Source organism: Flavobacterium gelidilacus DSM 15343, assembly GCF_000422685.1.
GTDB lineage: Bacteria > Bacteroidota > Bacteroidia > Flavobacteriales > Flavobacteriaceae > Flavobacterium > Flavobacterium gelidilacus.
In genome coordinates, this window is the sequence record NZ_AUGN01000004.1 from 14,168 (window position 1) to 28,185 (window position 14,018).

The window sequence follows — 14,018 nt, forward strand, 5'->3', positions numbered from 1 at the left end:
ATTTATTTATATGTTTTTTATCGAATGTTATAGAATTATATGAATTAAAAAAAAGGTTTATAAATAAACTATAAACCTTTTTTTAATATTAAATTATTTTTTGATAGTCAAATTTGAGTAATATAAAGATACCTTTTTTACGATTTAGAGTTTCAGGATCTAATTTAAATTTACCCCTCTTTTTTTTAGTAGTTAACTAAAATAGCTGCGATTTTATTTAAATCAGATTCATTGATTTCAGTTTTTGGCGCTAATGGAAAAATTTGTTGTCCTGGTCTGCTTACAAAAGCAGCTCTCCAACCTCCCCATAGTGCTCCAGCAACATCCCAGCCATGTGCTGCAATTAGCATACATTCTTCGGGTTTTACATCCATTTTTCGGGCTGCCCAATCATAAGTATCTCTAAATGGTTTGAATTTTCCAACATCTTCGACACTTAATCTTTCTTCAAAATATTCGGTTAAACCTGCACTTTCAAATTGTTTCTTAACACCTTCGTTTGAAGAGTTTGTAAATGATACAAGTTTATAACCGTCTTTTTTTAATTGAGCTAAAGCATTTTTAACTTCTGGATGTGCTGGTAAACCTCTTAATGATTCAATTATGGTTTTTCGAGCTTCGGTTTCAGAAATTTGTATATTATTATTGGCTGCTACCATTTGTAATGCAGCTGCGCCTATGTTTCCAAAATGCTCATATTGTCCACTTGCTGAGGTGACTAATGAATATTGTAACATTGTTGTAAACCATAATGATAATAAATCCTCTCTGCCATTTAATGCTTTACCTACTTGTTGCTTCATTTGAGTAAGATCTAAAAGTGTTTCGTTTACATCAAAAAATAAAACTTTTGGTCTAACTTTTTTTATACTTTTAATCTCATTCTCTTGAGTGTTTCCAAGAGCTATGTTTGGCATTATTAATCCTGTTGTTCCCATAATTCCAATATTTTTAATGAAATTTCTTCTGTTATTCTTCATTACTATTATTTTAGCTTTTCAACAGCTTTGATAACTTCGTTAGGTTCAGCTCTTTTTCTATAATCCTCATCTAAAAAGGCATATTGAATTATTCCGTTTTTGTCAATTACATAAGTGGCTGCTAATGGTAATTCGTTATCTTTATTTCCGTTATATTCACTTAAACCAAAAGCTTCTTCGTAAATCGATGCTACACCTTTTGTTAGTGTAAATACAACTCCATATTCTTTTCCTATTTTATTGTCTAAATCACTTAAGCAGTAAATTCTAATTTGTTTTTTTCTGTTGTACTTAAAGATTTATCGGGTTTTTCTGGAGTTAATGCAATTAAAGTAGCTCCAGCATTTTTAAATTCAGGTAATTTTTCTTGTAAAAAATTTAATGTAATGTTGCAATATGGACACCAACCACCTCTATACCATGTTAGAATTACTGGACCATTTTTAAGTTCATCATACAAATAAACTGATTTGTTTAATGCATTTTTTAAAGTAAAATTAGGTGCTTTATCACCAACATTTAAAGCTCTCTCAAGTATTCCAGAATTTTTTACATCAGCTAAGCCATCTGCATAAATTTGTTTCTTTTCTTCTGAAGCTTTTTTTTCAAATTCTTCTTTTTTAATATTTAGTAGTGAATCTAAGGGTGAATTATTAGTTGTTTCCATTGTAACTTCTTTTTTTGTTTCTTCTTTTGAATCAACATCTTCTGTCTTTTTACTATTGCAGCTTGACAATGCTAAAACTAAAGAAGCTATTATTAATATATTTTTTTTGAGAATCATATTTATTTTTTATTTTAAATCAGAACTTGATATATTTATTTTTGTTCTAAAATTTCAGTTAACACTTGCTTGTAAACTTCAACAGGTTGCGCTCCATTTAATGCACTAGTTCGATTAAATACTATTGTTGGAACTGAAGAAATTCCTAAGCTTTGCCAATAATTTTCAATATTTTGAATTTCATCAAGAGCATTTTTATCATTTAACCTCTTTAAAGCTTCTTCCTTGTTTAGTCCGATTTTTTCAACTTCTTGAAGAAGAATTTCTCTTTTAGAAACATCTTTTCTTTCACTAAAAAATGCCTCCATAAAACGAATATTTAATTCAGTTTGTTTGTCATTTTCTTTTGCATATTGAAGTAATACATGAGCTTCTCTAGAATTTACGATGTGCATTCCATCAAAATAATCAAAAGTGAAACCCACTTCTGCACCTAATGACGTAAGTAATTCTTGAGATTTTTTACTTTGTTCTAAAGTAGAACCATATTTTCTAGTGATGTGTTCTTGAATTTCTTCTCCTTCTGAAGGCATATTTGGATTTAATTCGAAAGGTTGCCACTCAATTTCTACTTGATCTTGAATTCCCATTTCTTTAATCGCTTTTTCTAAACGTCTAAAACCAATGATGCACCAAGGACACATTACGTCTGATATTATATCTAATTTTATCATATTTTTATTTTTATTAAGTCACAATATACGATAATGTCTATTTGTGACTTAGTAATTTTATTATTTAGTCCAAGCAAATTTTTGGAAAGGTGCGTCTACAGGTGTATTTGCAATATGATTTGTATAATTGCTGATTACTTTTTGTGATAAACCTAAGATAATTTCTAAAACTTGTCTTTCAGTATAACCAGCTGCATAAAATGCTTGTAATTCTTCTGAAGATACATGTCCACGATTACGAGTTATGGCTAATGTAAAAGTTCTAAGTGCTTCTAATTTTGGGTTTTCTAGAGGAGTTTCGTTTCTTAGAGATTCGGTAATGTTTTCATCTACTTTCATCATACCAGCAATAGCTGTGTGAGCTGGTATACAATAATGACATGCGTGCTCAACATTGATGGTTTGCCATACTACAGTTAATTCATCTTTATCAAAAGAAGATTCTGTAAATAATTTATGTAAAGTTTGGTACCCTTCTAATATACCTGGAGCACCAGCTAAAACTCCATGTAAACCAGGAATCATTCCGTTAGTTTTTAAGGATTGTTCTAATAATTCTTTACTTCCTTCTGGTGCAGATTCAATAGTGTGAATTTTTAATGTTGTCATAGTTTTAATTTTTAATTTATTTTAATAATTCATATCTAAGCATATGCTTAGTTTAGTGTAAAAAAAAAGTTATATGTTTTTGAAGGTAAATTCAATATAATCTTCTATTTCTTTTTTGTCGTTTACTCTTGTTGCTGCAGCTAATCCATGTTTAGCTAATAATAAATAATTAGCTTGTTTTAGAATAGTTTCTTCATCCTTAGAAGCATCTGTTGCTAATTTTTCTATAAATAGCATTTTTAAATTATCCATGAATTCGTTCATCTGACTTTTTATCATTTGATCTTCAATATCAGCAAATTCATTATATGTATTGGTGAATAAGCACCCTTTTTGATTGGCTAATTCATTTGGTTTGTTTATTGAGTCATAAAAGAAAGTTTTAATATCTTCAACACCATTTGTCCCGTTTTTTAATTTCACGAACATATTGTTGTTTTTTGCTTTGTAACATTTTAGACTTTCTAAAAACACACCATGTTTACTGCCAAAACTTGCATATATCGAAAACTGATTTATGCCCATTTCTTTTTCTAGCATTCGAACAGAAGTATTTTCATAACCATTCTTCCAGAAAAGAGTCATTGCTTTTTCTATTACTTCTTGTTCGTTATATTTCTTAGTTCTTGCCATTAATTTTTTAATACATTACAAAACTAAGCACTTGCTTTGAAATAATAAAATTATTTAGGATATTTTAACAAAATCAAAAAAAAACTCCGAAATGAATCGGAGTTTAAAAATCTAACTTAAAATTAACAAAAATAGAATTGGAAAGAGTAGACCAGCTATAGCCAGTTTCCAACCTCTTCTTTTAAAGGTGTGTTTACCATGTTTGACCATTAATGTTCCTGTAATTGCAATAATGATTAATGAAATTCCAAAAATGTCTGAAAAGTAAATCCACCAATTTGAAGTGTTTTTATGTAATAACATAGATTGACTTATTAATGGTGTTTTAATAAATTGTATTATTTCGCCTTTACCTGTTTTAACATCAATTTCAACTTCGGTATTTTCAAATTGTATTTTGAATTTACCTTTTCGTACCATGTGACGTTTTACTTTATCATCAATTTTTAATTCTTTGGCTAAGTTTTCAGCGTAAGCATCATTAATTTGAGATTCTTCTGGTAAGGAGATTTCAATTGCTTTTGCTTCAAGGGTATATTTATCAGGATGCCAATCGTTTCTGTGGTTCATCAAAATTCCTGAAAAAGCAAATATTATGATTAATCCTAAAAAGAAATACCCTAAATCTCTGTGTAATTCTCTTGCATTAATTTTTTTCATGTGTGATTAAAATTTATAATTTAAAGCAATTGAGTAGTTTCTTGGTGCAATAGGATTTACACTATTATCATCGTGAACATTGTAATTTAATTCATTAAAGACATTACTTAATTTTGTACTAATTCTAAATTGCTTAAATGTATATCCTAAAGTAGCATCAACTTGTACAAAATCTTGTAAATAAATTAATTGTCTGTTATCATTTGCAACTTGCGTTCTTGTTGAACGTCCTGCGTATCTTTCGCCAAAATAAGTCGAAATTAATCCTAAGTTTATCCCTTTTAATTTTCCTTCACTAAATAAATAATTTGCACTTAAATTAGCTGTATTTTTTGGATTATATCTTAATAAACTTCCTGCAATATAATAACCTTCGTCTAAGAATTTAGTTTCATTAAAGCTATATCCTGCAATCATTGTTAGACCTTTTAATGGATTTGCTGTAATGTCTACTTCTACACCTTTACTTCTTACTTCACCAGTTAAGACTTTTACATAAGAATATGAGTTACCATTAGCTAAAGATTGTTGATAGAATTTATCGTTTGAAATTTGATAAGCTGTTACATTTAGATATAATTTATCTGTAAATAATTTGTTTTTTATTCCAATTTCATATTGATCTACAATTGAAGGTTCCAATGCTTTACCTGTCTCGTCTTGACCTGTATTGATTTCAAATGAGTTTGAATAAGTTGCAAATAAAGAATGATTTTTTGTTGGTTGATAAATTAATCCAACTCTTGGTGAAAAAGCATCATCATAGTTTTTTGTTGGTGTAATGCTTCCATCACTATATTTTAAAACGTCGCTTCTTGTATCTTGATAACTGTAACGAATTCCTGCTAAAACTTTAATTTTTTCTGAAAAACTTATTAAATCTTGTGCATAAACACCAAAACGATTAATAGGAGCTTTTGTTAAAGTATTTTCTGTTAAAGTTGGTATTGCGGCTTCATTTGCTGGATTGTAATCTTCAAAAATATTTACGGTATCGTAATTAGAAAATTGATTATATGCAGTTGTAGAAGTTTTAAAGTTTTCAACATCAGCACCAAATAACACGTTATGTTCTATTTTTCCAGTTGTGAATAGACCTTTTAAATCTAGTTGTTGCATAAAATAATTATCTTTTGCTTCAGTTTTTTGAATGCTTCTGTTCCAATCACCATTTGTTTGTACTCCTCCATTTGAACCTGTATTTGGTCTTGTGTTTGAGAATAATTCTGTATCATAATAACGAATACCATTTACAAAATTTATATTCCAGTTTGAGTTAAATCTGTGGTTAAGGGTAATTGTATTTGCAAATTGTTGGCTATCATATTTACCCCAAGAAACACCTAAGAATCTATCACGAGGCAAATCAACTACTTTATAATCTATAATTCCAGCACCAAAATCTGGTGTTCTTGAGTCTTTTGTGAAATCTGTTTCGATTAATAAATCAGTATTTTTTGAAAGTTTAAATTCAAATGACGGGTTGATATAAAAACGTTCAGATTCTACATTATTTCTGTAGCTATCAGCTGTTTCATAAGAACTATTTATTCTAAATGCAGCTGTTTTGTTCTTGTTTAAAGCACCATAAACATCTAAAGTTGGTTTTATTGTGTTGAAACTTCCATAATTGAATCCTACTTCACCACCAAAATCATATTTAGGTTTTTTGGTTACTAAATTCAGAATTCCACCTGGAGAAACGTTTCCAAAAAGCATTGCAGCACTTCCTTTTAAAAATTCTACTCTTTCTAAGCCAGAAGTTTCAATGCTCATTCCGTTAAAATATCTAACTCCGTTTTTAAATGTATTAGAACTAGAAAGCGAAAACCCTCTTGAGGCAATTTCTTCTTGATAACCACCAGTTGTTCCCATAATGTAAACACCATTAGCATTTTTTAAAATATCTGTAATAGAGTTTACCTGTTGATTTTGTAAAGTTATATTAGTAATTACAGAAGAAGCTTGTGGTAAATCCATTGGTTTTATTGACGTTTTTCCTATCGAAATAGGGTTGTCAATGTTTTTTCCTGTCACAACCACTTCTTGAAGGTTGTATTTTTTGATTTTTACAGTATCATTTTCAAGAGTAACATCTCCCTCATATTTATAACTATCTTGGGCATAAAAACTTAAACTTAAAAGTGAAATCGCTACTGTTAAATATATTCTTCTCATTACTTATTTAGATTTAATTAAAATAACGATGCAAAAATAATACGTGTTTTTTAATTGACAAAGTTTATTTAGACTTATTTTAAATAAAAGTTTTAACATGTTGATTTTCAAATTAAAAAAAGTGAAATGTTAACATTGCTTATGTCTATGTTTTTTCATTATCTTTGCACTCCAATAAAAGAATACAAGATGTTAGAAAGACTTCAATATGTAAAACAGCGTTTCGATGAAATATCAGATTTGATTATTCAACCTGATGTTATTTCGGATCAAAAACGTTATGTGCAATTAACTCAAGAATATAAAGGTTTAAAAGACCTAATGGAAAAGCGTGAAGAATTAATAAATTTAACTGCCAATATTGAAGAAGCTAACGAAATAATATCAGATGGTTCTGATGCCGAAATGGTTGAAATGGCAAAAATGCAGTTAGATGAAGCTAAAGAGCGCATGCCACAATTGGATGATGAAATTAAGTTTTTATTGATTCCGAAAGATGAAGAAGATGCCAAAAATGTTATGGTTGAAATCCGAGCAGGAACTGGTGGAGATGAAGCATCAATTTTTGCAGGAGATTTATTTAGAATGTATACTAAATATTGTGAAAGTAGAAACTGGAGAACTTCTGTAGTTGATATTAGTGAAGGAACTTCTGGTGGTTTTAAAGAGGTTATTTTTGAAGTTACTGGAGAAGATGTATATGGCACTTTAAAATTTGAAGCTGGTGTGCATCGTGTACAACGTGTTCCTCAAACTGAAACACAAGGTCGTGTTCATACATCTGCAGCAACTGTAATGGTTTTGCCAGAAGCGGAAGAATTTGATGTTCAAATTGATATGAATGATGTTCGTGTAGATTTTTTCTGTTCGTCTGGTCCTGGTGGTCAATCGGTAAATACGACAAAATCTGCTGTTCGTTTAACACACATTCCAACTGGTTTGGTGGCACAATGTCAAGATCAAAAATCGCAGCATAAGAATAAAGATAAAGCTTTTACAGTACTACGTTCTCGTTTATATGAAAAAGAATTAGCTGTTAAACAAGCCGAAGATGCTGTTAAGCGTACATCGCAAGTAAGTAGTGGTGACCGTTCTGCTAAAATTAGAACGTATAACTATTCACAAGGTCGTGTAACGGATCATCGAATTGGTTTAGATGTTTTTGATATGGATGGAGTGATGAATGGTAAAATTCAAAAATTTATTGACGAACTTCAATTGGTAAATAATACAGAAAAATTAAAAGAGTCAGAAGTTTTTTAAACTATGTATCTATATATAAAATCAAAAACAGCGAGATAATTCTCGCTGTTTTTTTTATTAACCTCTAAACTAATTGTGAGTTAACAATTATTTTTTTGCATCTGCATTTTCTTCAGACTTTGATCCCATTCTGTTAACCGTATACATTGGAGCAAATTTTACTTTAATTCCAGCAATTTTTCTGTTATCAGAAGATGATAAGCCTTCATTTTCTACTGTATTTTTTCTAGTATCTAAAGCTTCGTAAGTCAATTTAATTTCATCCCAATCTTCTCTTGAATAAGAATCTTTATTTTTTTCAACTGTAGCATAAAAGTTTTCATAAACACTTAAGATGTTATCTTTGTTTACCCAATTAAACTTCATGTCATCACTAACATAAGAATCTCCAAAGAATGATTTGTACATCATCATTTTAGAATTGTCAGCATTCATTTTTTCATTTTCAGCGACAACTTTTACTTTATATTCTTCATATTTTGTTGAAGAGTTATCAACTTTTGTTTGAAGAGCTTCTTTGTCTTTTGCTTCAGTAAGAGATGCTTCAGCATCCATTTTCATTTTTTCATAATCTGTCTGAATAGCTTCCCAGTTCGCTGCAGCTTCTGCTTGTGCAACATTACTGATAGAATCTACATATTTTTCATATGAGTCAACAGATTTTTGTGCCATTTCTTGTTTTTCATCTTTACATGATGTAAATACTGTTGCCAATGCAACTAATCCTAAAGCCAATTTTAAATTTTTCATATCTTTTTAAGTTTTAAATTATTTTATAAAATTATTGTTTATTGTATCCTTAGCAGTTATATAATTATTTGAAAGTGTTATATAATTACCTTTCTATAAATCAAATCCGTACGCAAGTCTAAGCATTATTTGACCTAATCCATGATCAGCTGCATTATCTTTTACGATTGGAAAGTCTTTAAGGAATTCGTATCGAACACTTATATCAATGTATTTTGTTGCATATCCAAGACTTGGCGCAAACAACATACTGTTTTGGTCGTATTCATCTGTTACCGATAAAGCGGCTCCAATTTCACCCATAACATAAAATTCGTTACTAAATAGAAATGTTTTGTATCCTACTTTTATAGGAATATAGTTGAAACTTTTTCCATCATCTTTCACATACAAATTATTAAAACCAGTTGTGAATGAAAGTGAATAAGTTTCTGAAATGTTGTATTGTAATCTAACATCTCCTCCTAAATTAAATTCATAAGGATCATTGAAGGGTAAACCTGAATTTAATCCAATTCCAAACTTGAAATTGCGTTCATATTTTTCTACATTTTCTTGAGAATACATGCTGTTTACGATTAAAAGTAAACAAACTAAGACACTAAATTTTGTGATGTTCTTCATAGCTATTATTGATTAGGATCGACTTTTTTTGAAATGAAATTAGTGACACCATATTGCACAACATATCCCATTATTTTTTTAAATGTAGAATGTGATTTGCCAACTAAAAGTTTTTTTGAAATATATCCACCAGCAATACTTAGTACTGATTGAAGTAAATTTGACTTAACTTCCGTAGATTCTTTAAAATCAACTAATGATTGGTTTAAAATATTAATTGGTTTAACACTTTCATAGGTTAAAGATAATTGCTGCTTAAGTTCCACAAACTTTAAATCTCTTTGAAGTTCTAACTCAGCAATTGCTCTATCTAATTTTTCATTTTGATTTCTATGCTTCTTCATTCTCTGATATATTTGGATAGTTTCTTTTATCTTTAGTTTTTAATAATTTTGCAATTACTAAATTGGTCAATGGTTTCTTTAACAGTTTGTCACTGTATAGTAAGATGACAATTGATAACACTAAATAAATTCCTGAAACAATTAAAAAGCCTAGATATGTTTCTTCTAATAATTTACCAATATAAAGACTTAAAGCTATGTTTACAAACAAAGTGAACATTGTAACAAACATGGCTAAAATAAATCTTGATAATAGAGAAGAAACTAAATCTGCTGTTTTATCAATTGCATTAAGTCTAAAAAGTTCAATACTTATTTCAGTATAGTCTTTCGCTTTTTGATATAATTGTTCCATGTTTGTTGCAATATTGTCCATTTTATATATTATTTAGAAATTTCTTTTTTTGCGTTTTTTAATTCTTTTTTTCCTTCTTCTAGTAAATCTTCCCCAGTGCTTACTAATGAATTATACTTGTCTGAAACGGTATCTAAGAATTCATCAAAACTATCTTTTAAGTCATCTTTAGCTTGATTAGTTTTTTTAGCAATTTTCTTTCTAGTTTTAGATCCTTTATCTGGAGCAAATAATATTCCTAATGCTGCACCTACAGCTACTCCGCTTAATACTCCGATTATTGTTTTACTTGTTTTCATAATGTTTATTTTAATAGTTAATTTTTAATATTTTATTTTAAATTCCTTTTCCTTTGATCAATCTTAATAAGATTGCTACTACTGCTATTATTAATAATATGTGAATTAATCCACCTGCGCTGTAAACGAAGAAGCCTAAAGCCCATAATATTACCAATACAACTGCGACTAAATATAATAAGTTTTGCATGTTTTCTATTTGTTAAGTGATATTGATTAATTTAATTTTAGTGCTAAATACACACTTATGTTACTGTTTTTTCCATCAGGAAATGTATAAGATGTTCCGCCAAAACTTCTTTCTTTACCTACTGTAGATAATCCATAGTTGTAACGTGCTCCAATTCCGATTGATTCAAAGTCAAAACCTAATCCAGCAGATAAACCTACATCAAATTTATTGAAATCATCATTGTTTAAATTGTCTTCAAAATCAAATGTTCCACCATTAGTTTCATTAGTTACTTGTGCATCAATTAAATAAGCAAAGTATGGACCAGCATGAACGTTGAAGTTTTTAGTTACATTAACTTTTAATAATACAGGTACTTCAATATAGTTTAATTTAAATTTTGCTGTTCCTGTAGCAAAAGCATTGTCATATACTAATTCTGATCCCTTTCTACTATATAAAAATTCCGGTTGAATAGATAGAAAACCTGTTACAGGAATTGAGGCATAAAACCCTAAATTGAAACTGGTCAACACATTGTTGTCATCTACGTCCTCTGTGTACATGTTTGAAAAGTTTACACCACCTTTAACACCAATCTGTGCGTTTGAAGAATCATTTGTTTGAGCTTGTACATTTGTTAATGTTGCTCCAAAACAAAAGATAAGAGCCGAAAATAATTGAATTTTGTTTTTCATAGTAATAGTTTTTTTGTTGTTGTTTTTTTGTTATAATCTTTTCGATTTCTACATTACAAAGATGCAACAGTATTGATGCTTTTGCGTTATAAGATATTTTAGATTTTTTATAGAATTACCATCATGTATTTAAAATGTAATCATAAAAAAAAATCCTCTTGTTTATAGAGGAGTTTTTGGATAGATTTAAATAGCATTAAGTATTACTACTTATTCATAGATTTTTTTTTTAATGCTTTGCAGTTCTTTGTCTAAATTTTTGTTGTTTTTTTCTTCTGAAACTACTTCTACTGAATGGATGAAATCTGCAAATTTAGAGGGAGAAATAGGATTTGAAAATTTGACAGCATAGCTTTTAGCAAATTCAGCGCCAAAATATAATATGACAGAAGAGTAATAAACCCAAACCATTAATACAACAAATGATCCTGCTGTTCCATAAACATCTTGTAAGTTCGAATTTGCTATATAAAAAGAGATTAAAAATTTTCCGATCATAAATAAAATAGCGGTTGCAAAAGAGGCTAACCTAACTTGTCTCCATTTTATTTCTGCATCAGGTAAAATGGTAAAGATTGCTCCAAATAATAAAGAGATTATACTAAATGTAATTATGTTGTTGGCTATATAAACAATGTAAATTGATGATTCTGTAAATTGAGAGAAAAATCGATCACTTAAAGTATCCATTATAGTTGATAATCCTAAAGAAACTAAAAGTATAAAACCAAAACTTCCGATTACCCCAAAAGATAACAAACGAGCTTTTATAAACAACCAAAGCCCAGATTGTTTCTTAGGTTTAATTCCCCAAATGGTATTTATTGAATCTTGTATTTCTGCGAAAACTGATGTTGCTCCAATTAATAAAGTCACTACACCAATAATTCCAGCAAAAGTACCTTCGTTTGACAAAGCTAAATTTTCAATTATGTTCTGAATTTGATTGGCACTAGATGGTCCAACAAAGTTTTGAATTTGACTATAAATAGTACCTTCTATTGCTTCTCTTCCTAAAAAGATATCTGACAAGAATAAAATTACTAAAAGTAATGGTCCAAGCGAAAACATCGTAATATAGGCAAGCGCAGCACTCATTTTCAAAACTTTGTGTTCTAAAAAACCGCTAAAAGCATTTTTTATAACTTGCAAAAGTTCTACCATATATTTTTTAAAGGAATTCATATTTTATAGTTCAAGTAATTGTTCCAGGGAATCATTATTGTCAATTAAAACTTCTTTTGATTTGTCAGCAAAAGATTTGAATTGTGCGTCCTGAGAAATTTTTTCAATAGAATCTAATAATTTTATTTGATTATTAATTTCCTTTTCAAGTAGTGAAATTAAGTAATAACTAGAATTTGTTCCTTTTAAGAAATTTTTATTTAGATTTAAATCAAAGATTGGTTCAGGAATTATAATTAAATTTTCATTTGTAATTCTTTTCAACTCAAATTCTATATTTTGATGGTCTTTTTTAATTTTTAAAATTACTTGAGATTCTTTAAGTTCTTTAGAATTGTTAAAAGCAATTGAAGCAATATCAATTATCTTTTTATTATTTTCATTTAAGACAGCTACAGACTTAAAGTTTATATTTGATTCAACCTCTATATTTTTTTCATTAAAAATACCATTGCTATAAGTTTTTTCTTTCTTATCATTACAAGACAAAAATAGAATTAGAGTTAATATAAAAGCAAAAGTATATGTTGCAATTTTTAAGTTTGGGTACTTTAACATAATGTAATTTTATTACAAATTTCACTAAAAATACTTTAAGTAACTTATTAAATTTTAATAGAGTGTTATATAATTTTCATGTAACAATTGGTAATCAATAATGATTTTAGAATTTATTAATTGTTTTTGATTAAAATTTTTATTTGGTTTAAAATCAAATAAGAAGGTTTTAGTTCCTGTTGTCGCTCTTTTCTTTTTTGCCTTCCTTAATTAACGAATTAACATTTTTTTCATCTTCCTTTTCAAGTTTTTCTAAATCTTCATCCTGAATTGATTTTTCTTTATTTATTGAAAATTTTGAATATATCGGAAAATGATCTGAACCAAAATAATCTAATTTCTTTAACTCATCAATAAATATATCAGAAGTATGAAAAATTAAATCTATCGGAAATCTTAAAAAGAAATATTTAGCATGATAAGTTGATATGAAGCCTCTTCCCATTCTTCCGTCCAGCATTTCACTTGTTTTTCTAAATAATATGGATGATTTTGCCCATGCGACATTATTAAAATCCCCGAATACTATACAAGTGTCAGCATTTTTTTTTATCCTTTTAGCTACGCTTAGTAATTCGCCATCTCTTTCTTTAGAATTTTTTTCTTCAGTAGGACTTGGTGGTGGTGGATGTACTCCAAAAAAAGTAAATGTATAACCATCTTTCGTTTGCATTTTTGCCTCAATACTAGGTAAGTCATCGGCAATAAAATAATGAACTTTATGTGCTGTTATTTCAATTTTAGAAAATAAGTGCATTCCGTAAGTATTCTCTAGTGGAACTTTGATATGAAAAGGATAATCTTCATCAAAAATTTTTAAAGCATCATCCCATTTAGAATCTGATTCTAATGTTAAGAATATCGTGGGGTCGTACTTCTGAATTAATTTTATAAATCTTTTATAATCTTTATTTTCTTTATATATGTTTGCGGATATAGTTGTTATTTTCTCTGAAGATCTTTCGACAACTCTTTTTTGTACTTTGTTATAGAAAGGTGTGAATTTATAAAGTGTAATTAAGTGTAAAATTATAAATATTAAAGTAAAAAATTGTAAGGTAATCAATAGCTTAGTTACTTCGGGTACTAAAATAAAGCTTGCTGCTAAAAGCACTAGTTGAAGCGAAACAATTTGGATTTTACCATATTGAAAAACTCTAAAAAACCAATGAGTACAATTAATTAAAGGTAAAATACTTGCCAATAATAGAAGAGAAGAAGCAATAATAAACCACATAATTTTTTATTTAAT

The 14,018-nt window shown here is 28.5% G+C and carries 17 protein-coding genes and 1 pseudogene; 1 reads left to right on the forward strand and 17 read right to left on the reverse strand.

Annotated elements, in window-relative coordinates; all coding sequences use genetic code 11:
* Positions 1-185 precede the first annotated feature (185 nt).
* The 7 genes and pseudogenes from G507_RS0102835 to G507_RS0102865 form a co-directional block, all read right to left on the reverse strand.
* Complete coding sequence (locus G507_RS0102835) at positions 186-980, reverse strand: haloacid dehalogenase type II (RefSeq protein WP_026716069.1); 795 nt, start codon at positions 978-980, stop codon at positions 186-188.
* Positions 981-985: 5 nt separating this feature from the next.
* Positions 986-1,764: pseudogene (locus tag G507_RS17955) on the reverse strand (peroxiredoxin-like family protein).
* Between the two features lie 35 nt (positions 1,765-1,799).
* Complete coding sequence (locus tag G507_RS0102845; RefSeq protein WP_026716070.1) at positions 1,800-2,438, reverse strand: DsbA family oxidoreductase; 639 nt, start codon at positions 2,436-2,438, stop codon at positions 1,800-1,802.
* Positions 2,439-2,498: 60 nt separating this feature from the next.
* Complete coding sequence (locus tag G507_RS0102850; protein ID WP_026716071.1) at positions 2,499-3,047, reverse strand: carboxymuconolactone decarboxylase family protein; 549 nt, start codon at positions 3,045-3,047, stop codon at positions 2,499-2,501.
* A 69-nt stretch (positions 3,048-3,116) separates the two neighbouring features.
* On the reverse strand, positions 3,117-3,680 hold the full coding sequence (locus tag G507_RS0102855) for a TetR/AcrR family transcriptional regulator (RefSeq protein ID WP_026716072.1): 564 nt from the start codon (positions 3,678-3,680) through the stop codon (positions 3,117-3,119).
* A gap of 111 nt (positions 3,681-3,791) precedes the next feature.
* Positions 3,792-4,340, reverse strand: coding sequence for a PepSY-associated TM helix domain-containing protein (locus G507_RS0102860; RefSeq protein WP_026716073.1), 549 nt, complete (start codon positions 4,338-4,340; stop codon positions 3,792-3,794).
* A gap of 6 nt (positions 4,341-4,346) precedes the next feature.
* Positions 4,347-6,518 carry a TonB-dependent siderophore receptor gene (locus G507_RS0102865; protein ID WP_026716074.1) on the reverse strand — a complete coding sequence of 724 codons (2,172 nt, stop codon included), beginning with the start codon at positions 6,516-6,518 and terminating at the stop codon, positions 4,347-4,349.
* Positions 6,519-6,707: 189 nt separating this feature from the next.
* On the opposite strand from G507_RS0102865, the gene prfA reads away from it, so the two are divergent.
* Positions 6,708-7,781 (forward strand): peptide chain release factor 1, encoded by a 1,074-nt coding sequence (gene prfA / locus G507_RS0102870; RefSeq protein WP_026716075.1) that lies wholly within the window; start codon positions 6,708-6,710, stop codon positions 7,779-7,781.
* Between the two features lie 87 nt (positions 7,782-7,868).
* Here the strand turns inward: prfA and G507_RS0102875 are convergent, their stop codons facing one another.
* From G507_RS0102875 to G507_RS0102915, 10 genes are all read right to left on the reverse strand, one after another.
* Positions 7,869-8,531 (reverse strand): hypothetical protein, encoded by a 663-nt coding sequence (locus G507_RS0102875; protein ID WP_026716076.1) that lies wholly within the window; start codon positions 8,529-8,531, stop codon positions 7,869-7,871.
* Between the two features lie 93 nt (positions 8,532-8,624).
* Complete coding sequence (locus tag G507_RS0102880) at positions 8,625-9,155, reverse strand: hypothetical protein (protein ID WP_026716077.1); 531 nt, start codon at positions 9,153-9,155, stop codon at positions 8,625-8,627.
* Between the two features lie 5 nt (positions 9,156-9,160).
* Positions 9,161-9,499, reverse strand: a complete 339-nt coding sequence (locus G507_RS0102885; RefSeq protein WP_026716078.1) for a hypothetical protein — start codon at positions 9,497-9,499, stop codon at positions 9,161-9,163.
* Positions 9,486-9,875, reverse strand: a complete 390-nt coding sequence (locus G507_RS0102890; protein ID WP_026716079.1) for a hypothetical protein — start codon at positions 9,873-9,875, stop codon at positions 9,486-9,488. The genes G507_RS0102885 and G507_RS0102890 overlap by 14 nt, the downstream gene beginning before the upstream one ends.
* Before the next feature lie 8 nt (positions 9,876-9,883).
* Positions 9,884-10,153 (reverse strand): YtxH domain-containing protein, encoded by a 270-nt coding sequence (locus G507_RS0102895; RefSeq protein WP_026716080.1) that lies wholly within the window; start codon positions 10,151-10,153, stop codon positions 9,884-9,886.
* Between the two features lie 37 nt (positions 10,154-10,190).
* Positions 10,191-10,343, reverse strand: coding sequence for a lmo0937 family membrane protein (locus tag G507_RS17600; RefSeq protein WP_157496474.1), 153 nt, complete (start codon positions 10,341-10,343; stop codon positions 10,191-10,193).
* Positions 10,344-10,369: 26 nt separating this feature from the next.
* Positions 10,370-11,023: a porin family protein gene (locus G507_RS0102900; RefSeq protein WP_026716081.1), complete on the reverse strand. Its 654-nt coding sequence runs from the start codon at positions 11,021-11,023 to the stop codon at positions 10,370-10,372.
* Positions 11,024-11,233: 210 nt separating this feature from the next.
* A complete protein-coding gene (locus tag G507_RS16305; protein WP_051191469.1) occupies positions 11,234-12,208 on the reverse strand; it encodes a YihY/virulence factor BrkB family protein in 975 nt (324 codons plus the stop codon).
* 3 nt (positions 12,209-12,211) lie between these two features.
* Positions 12,212-12,766: a hypothetical protein gene (locus G507_RS0102910; protein WP_026716082.1), complete on the reverse strand. Its 555-nt coding sequence runs from the start codon at positions 12,764-12,766 to the stop codon at positions 12,212-12,214.
* A gap of 169 nt (positions 12,767-12,935) precedes the next feature.
* On the reverse strand, positions 12,936-14,003 hold the full coding sequence (locus tag G507_RS0102915; protein WP_026716083.1) for an endonuclease/exonuclease/phosphatase family protein: 1,068 nt from the start codon (positions 14,001-14,003) through the stop codon (positions 12,936-12,938).
* Positions 14,004-14,018: the final 15 nt, after the last annotated feature.

Coding starts and splice junctions, on each gene's coding strand:
- G507_RS0102835 (WP_026716069.1), bottom strand. CDS start 980: ATGAAGAATAACAGAAGAAATTTCATTAAAAATATTGGAATTATGGGA.
- G507_RS0102845 (WP_026716070.1), bottom strand. CDS start 2,438: ATGATAAAATTAGATATAATATCAGACGTAATGTGTCCTTGGTGCATC.
- G507_RS0102850 (WP_026716071.1), bottom strand. CDS start 3,047: ATGACAACATTAAAAATTCACACTATTGAATCTGCACCAGAAGGAAGT.
- G507_RS0102855 (WP_026716072.1), bottom strand. CDS start 3,680: ATGGCAAGAACTAAGAAATATAACGAACAAGAAGTAATAGAAAAAGCA.
- G507_RS0102860 (WP_026716073.1), bottom strand. CDS start 4,340: ATGAAAAAAATTAATGCAAGAGAATTACACAGAGATTTAGGGTATTTC.
- G507_RS0102865 (WP_026716074.1), bottom strand. CDS start 6,518: ATGAGAAGAATATATTTAACAGTAGCGATTTCACTTTTAAGTTTAAGT.
- prfA (WP_026716075.1), top strand. CDS start 6,708: ATGTTAGAAAGACTTCAATATGTAAAACAGCGTTTCGATGAAATATCA.
- G507_RS0102875 (WP_026716076.1), bottom strand. CDS start 8,531: ATGAAAAATTTAAAATTGGCTTTAGGATTAGTTGCATTGGCAACAGTA.
- G507_RS0102880 (WP_026716077.1), bottom strand. CDS start 9,155: ATGAAGAACATCACAAAATTTAGTGTCTTAGTTTGTTTACTTTTAATC.
- G507_RS0102885 (WP_026716078.1), bottom strand. CDS start 9,499: ATGAAGAAGCATAGAAATCAAAATGAAAAATTAGATAGAGCAATTGCT.
- G507_RS0102890 (WP_026716079.1), bottom strand. CDS start 9,875: ATGGACAATATTGCAACAAACATGGAACAATTATATCAAAAAGCGAAA.
- G507_RS0102895 (WP_026716080.1), bottom strand. CDS start 10,153: ATGAAAACAAGTAAAACAATAATCGGAGTATTAAGCGGAGTAGCTGTA.
- G507_RS17600 (WP_157496474.1), bottom strand. CDS start 10,343: ATGCAAAACTTATTATATTTAGTCGCAGTTGTATTGGTAATATTATGG.
- G507_RS0102900 (WP_026716081.1), bottom strand. CDS start 11,023: ATGAAAAACAAAATTCAATTATTTTCGGCTCTTATCTTTTGTTTTGGA.
- G507_RS16305 (WP_051191469.1), bottom strand. CDS start 12,208: ATGAATTCCTTTAAAAAATATATGGTAGAACTTTTGCAAGTTATAAAA.
- G507_RS0102910 (WP_026716082.1), bottom strand. CDS start 12,766: ATGTTAAAGTACCCAAACTTAAAAATTGCAACATATACTTTTGCTTTT.
- G507_RS0102915 (WP_026716083.1), bottom strand. CDS start 14,003: ATGTGGTTTATTATTGCTTCTTCTCTTCTATTATTGGCAAGTATTTTA.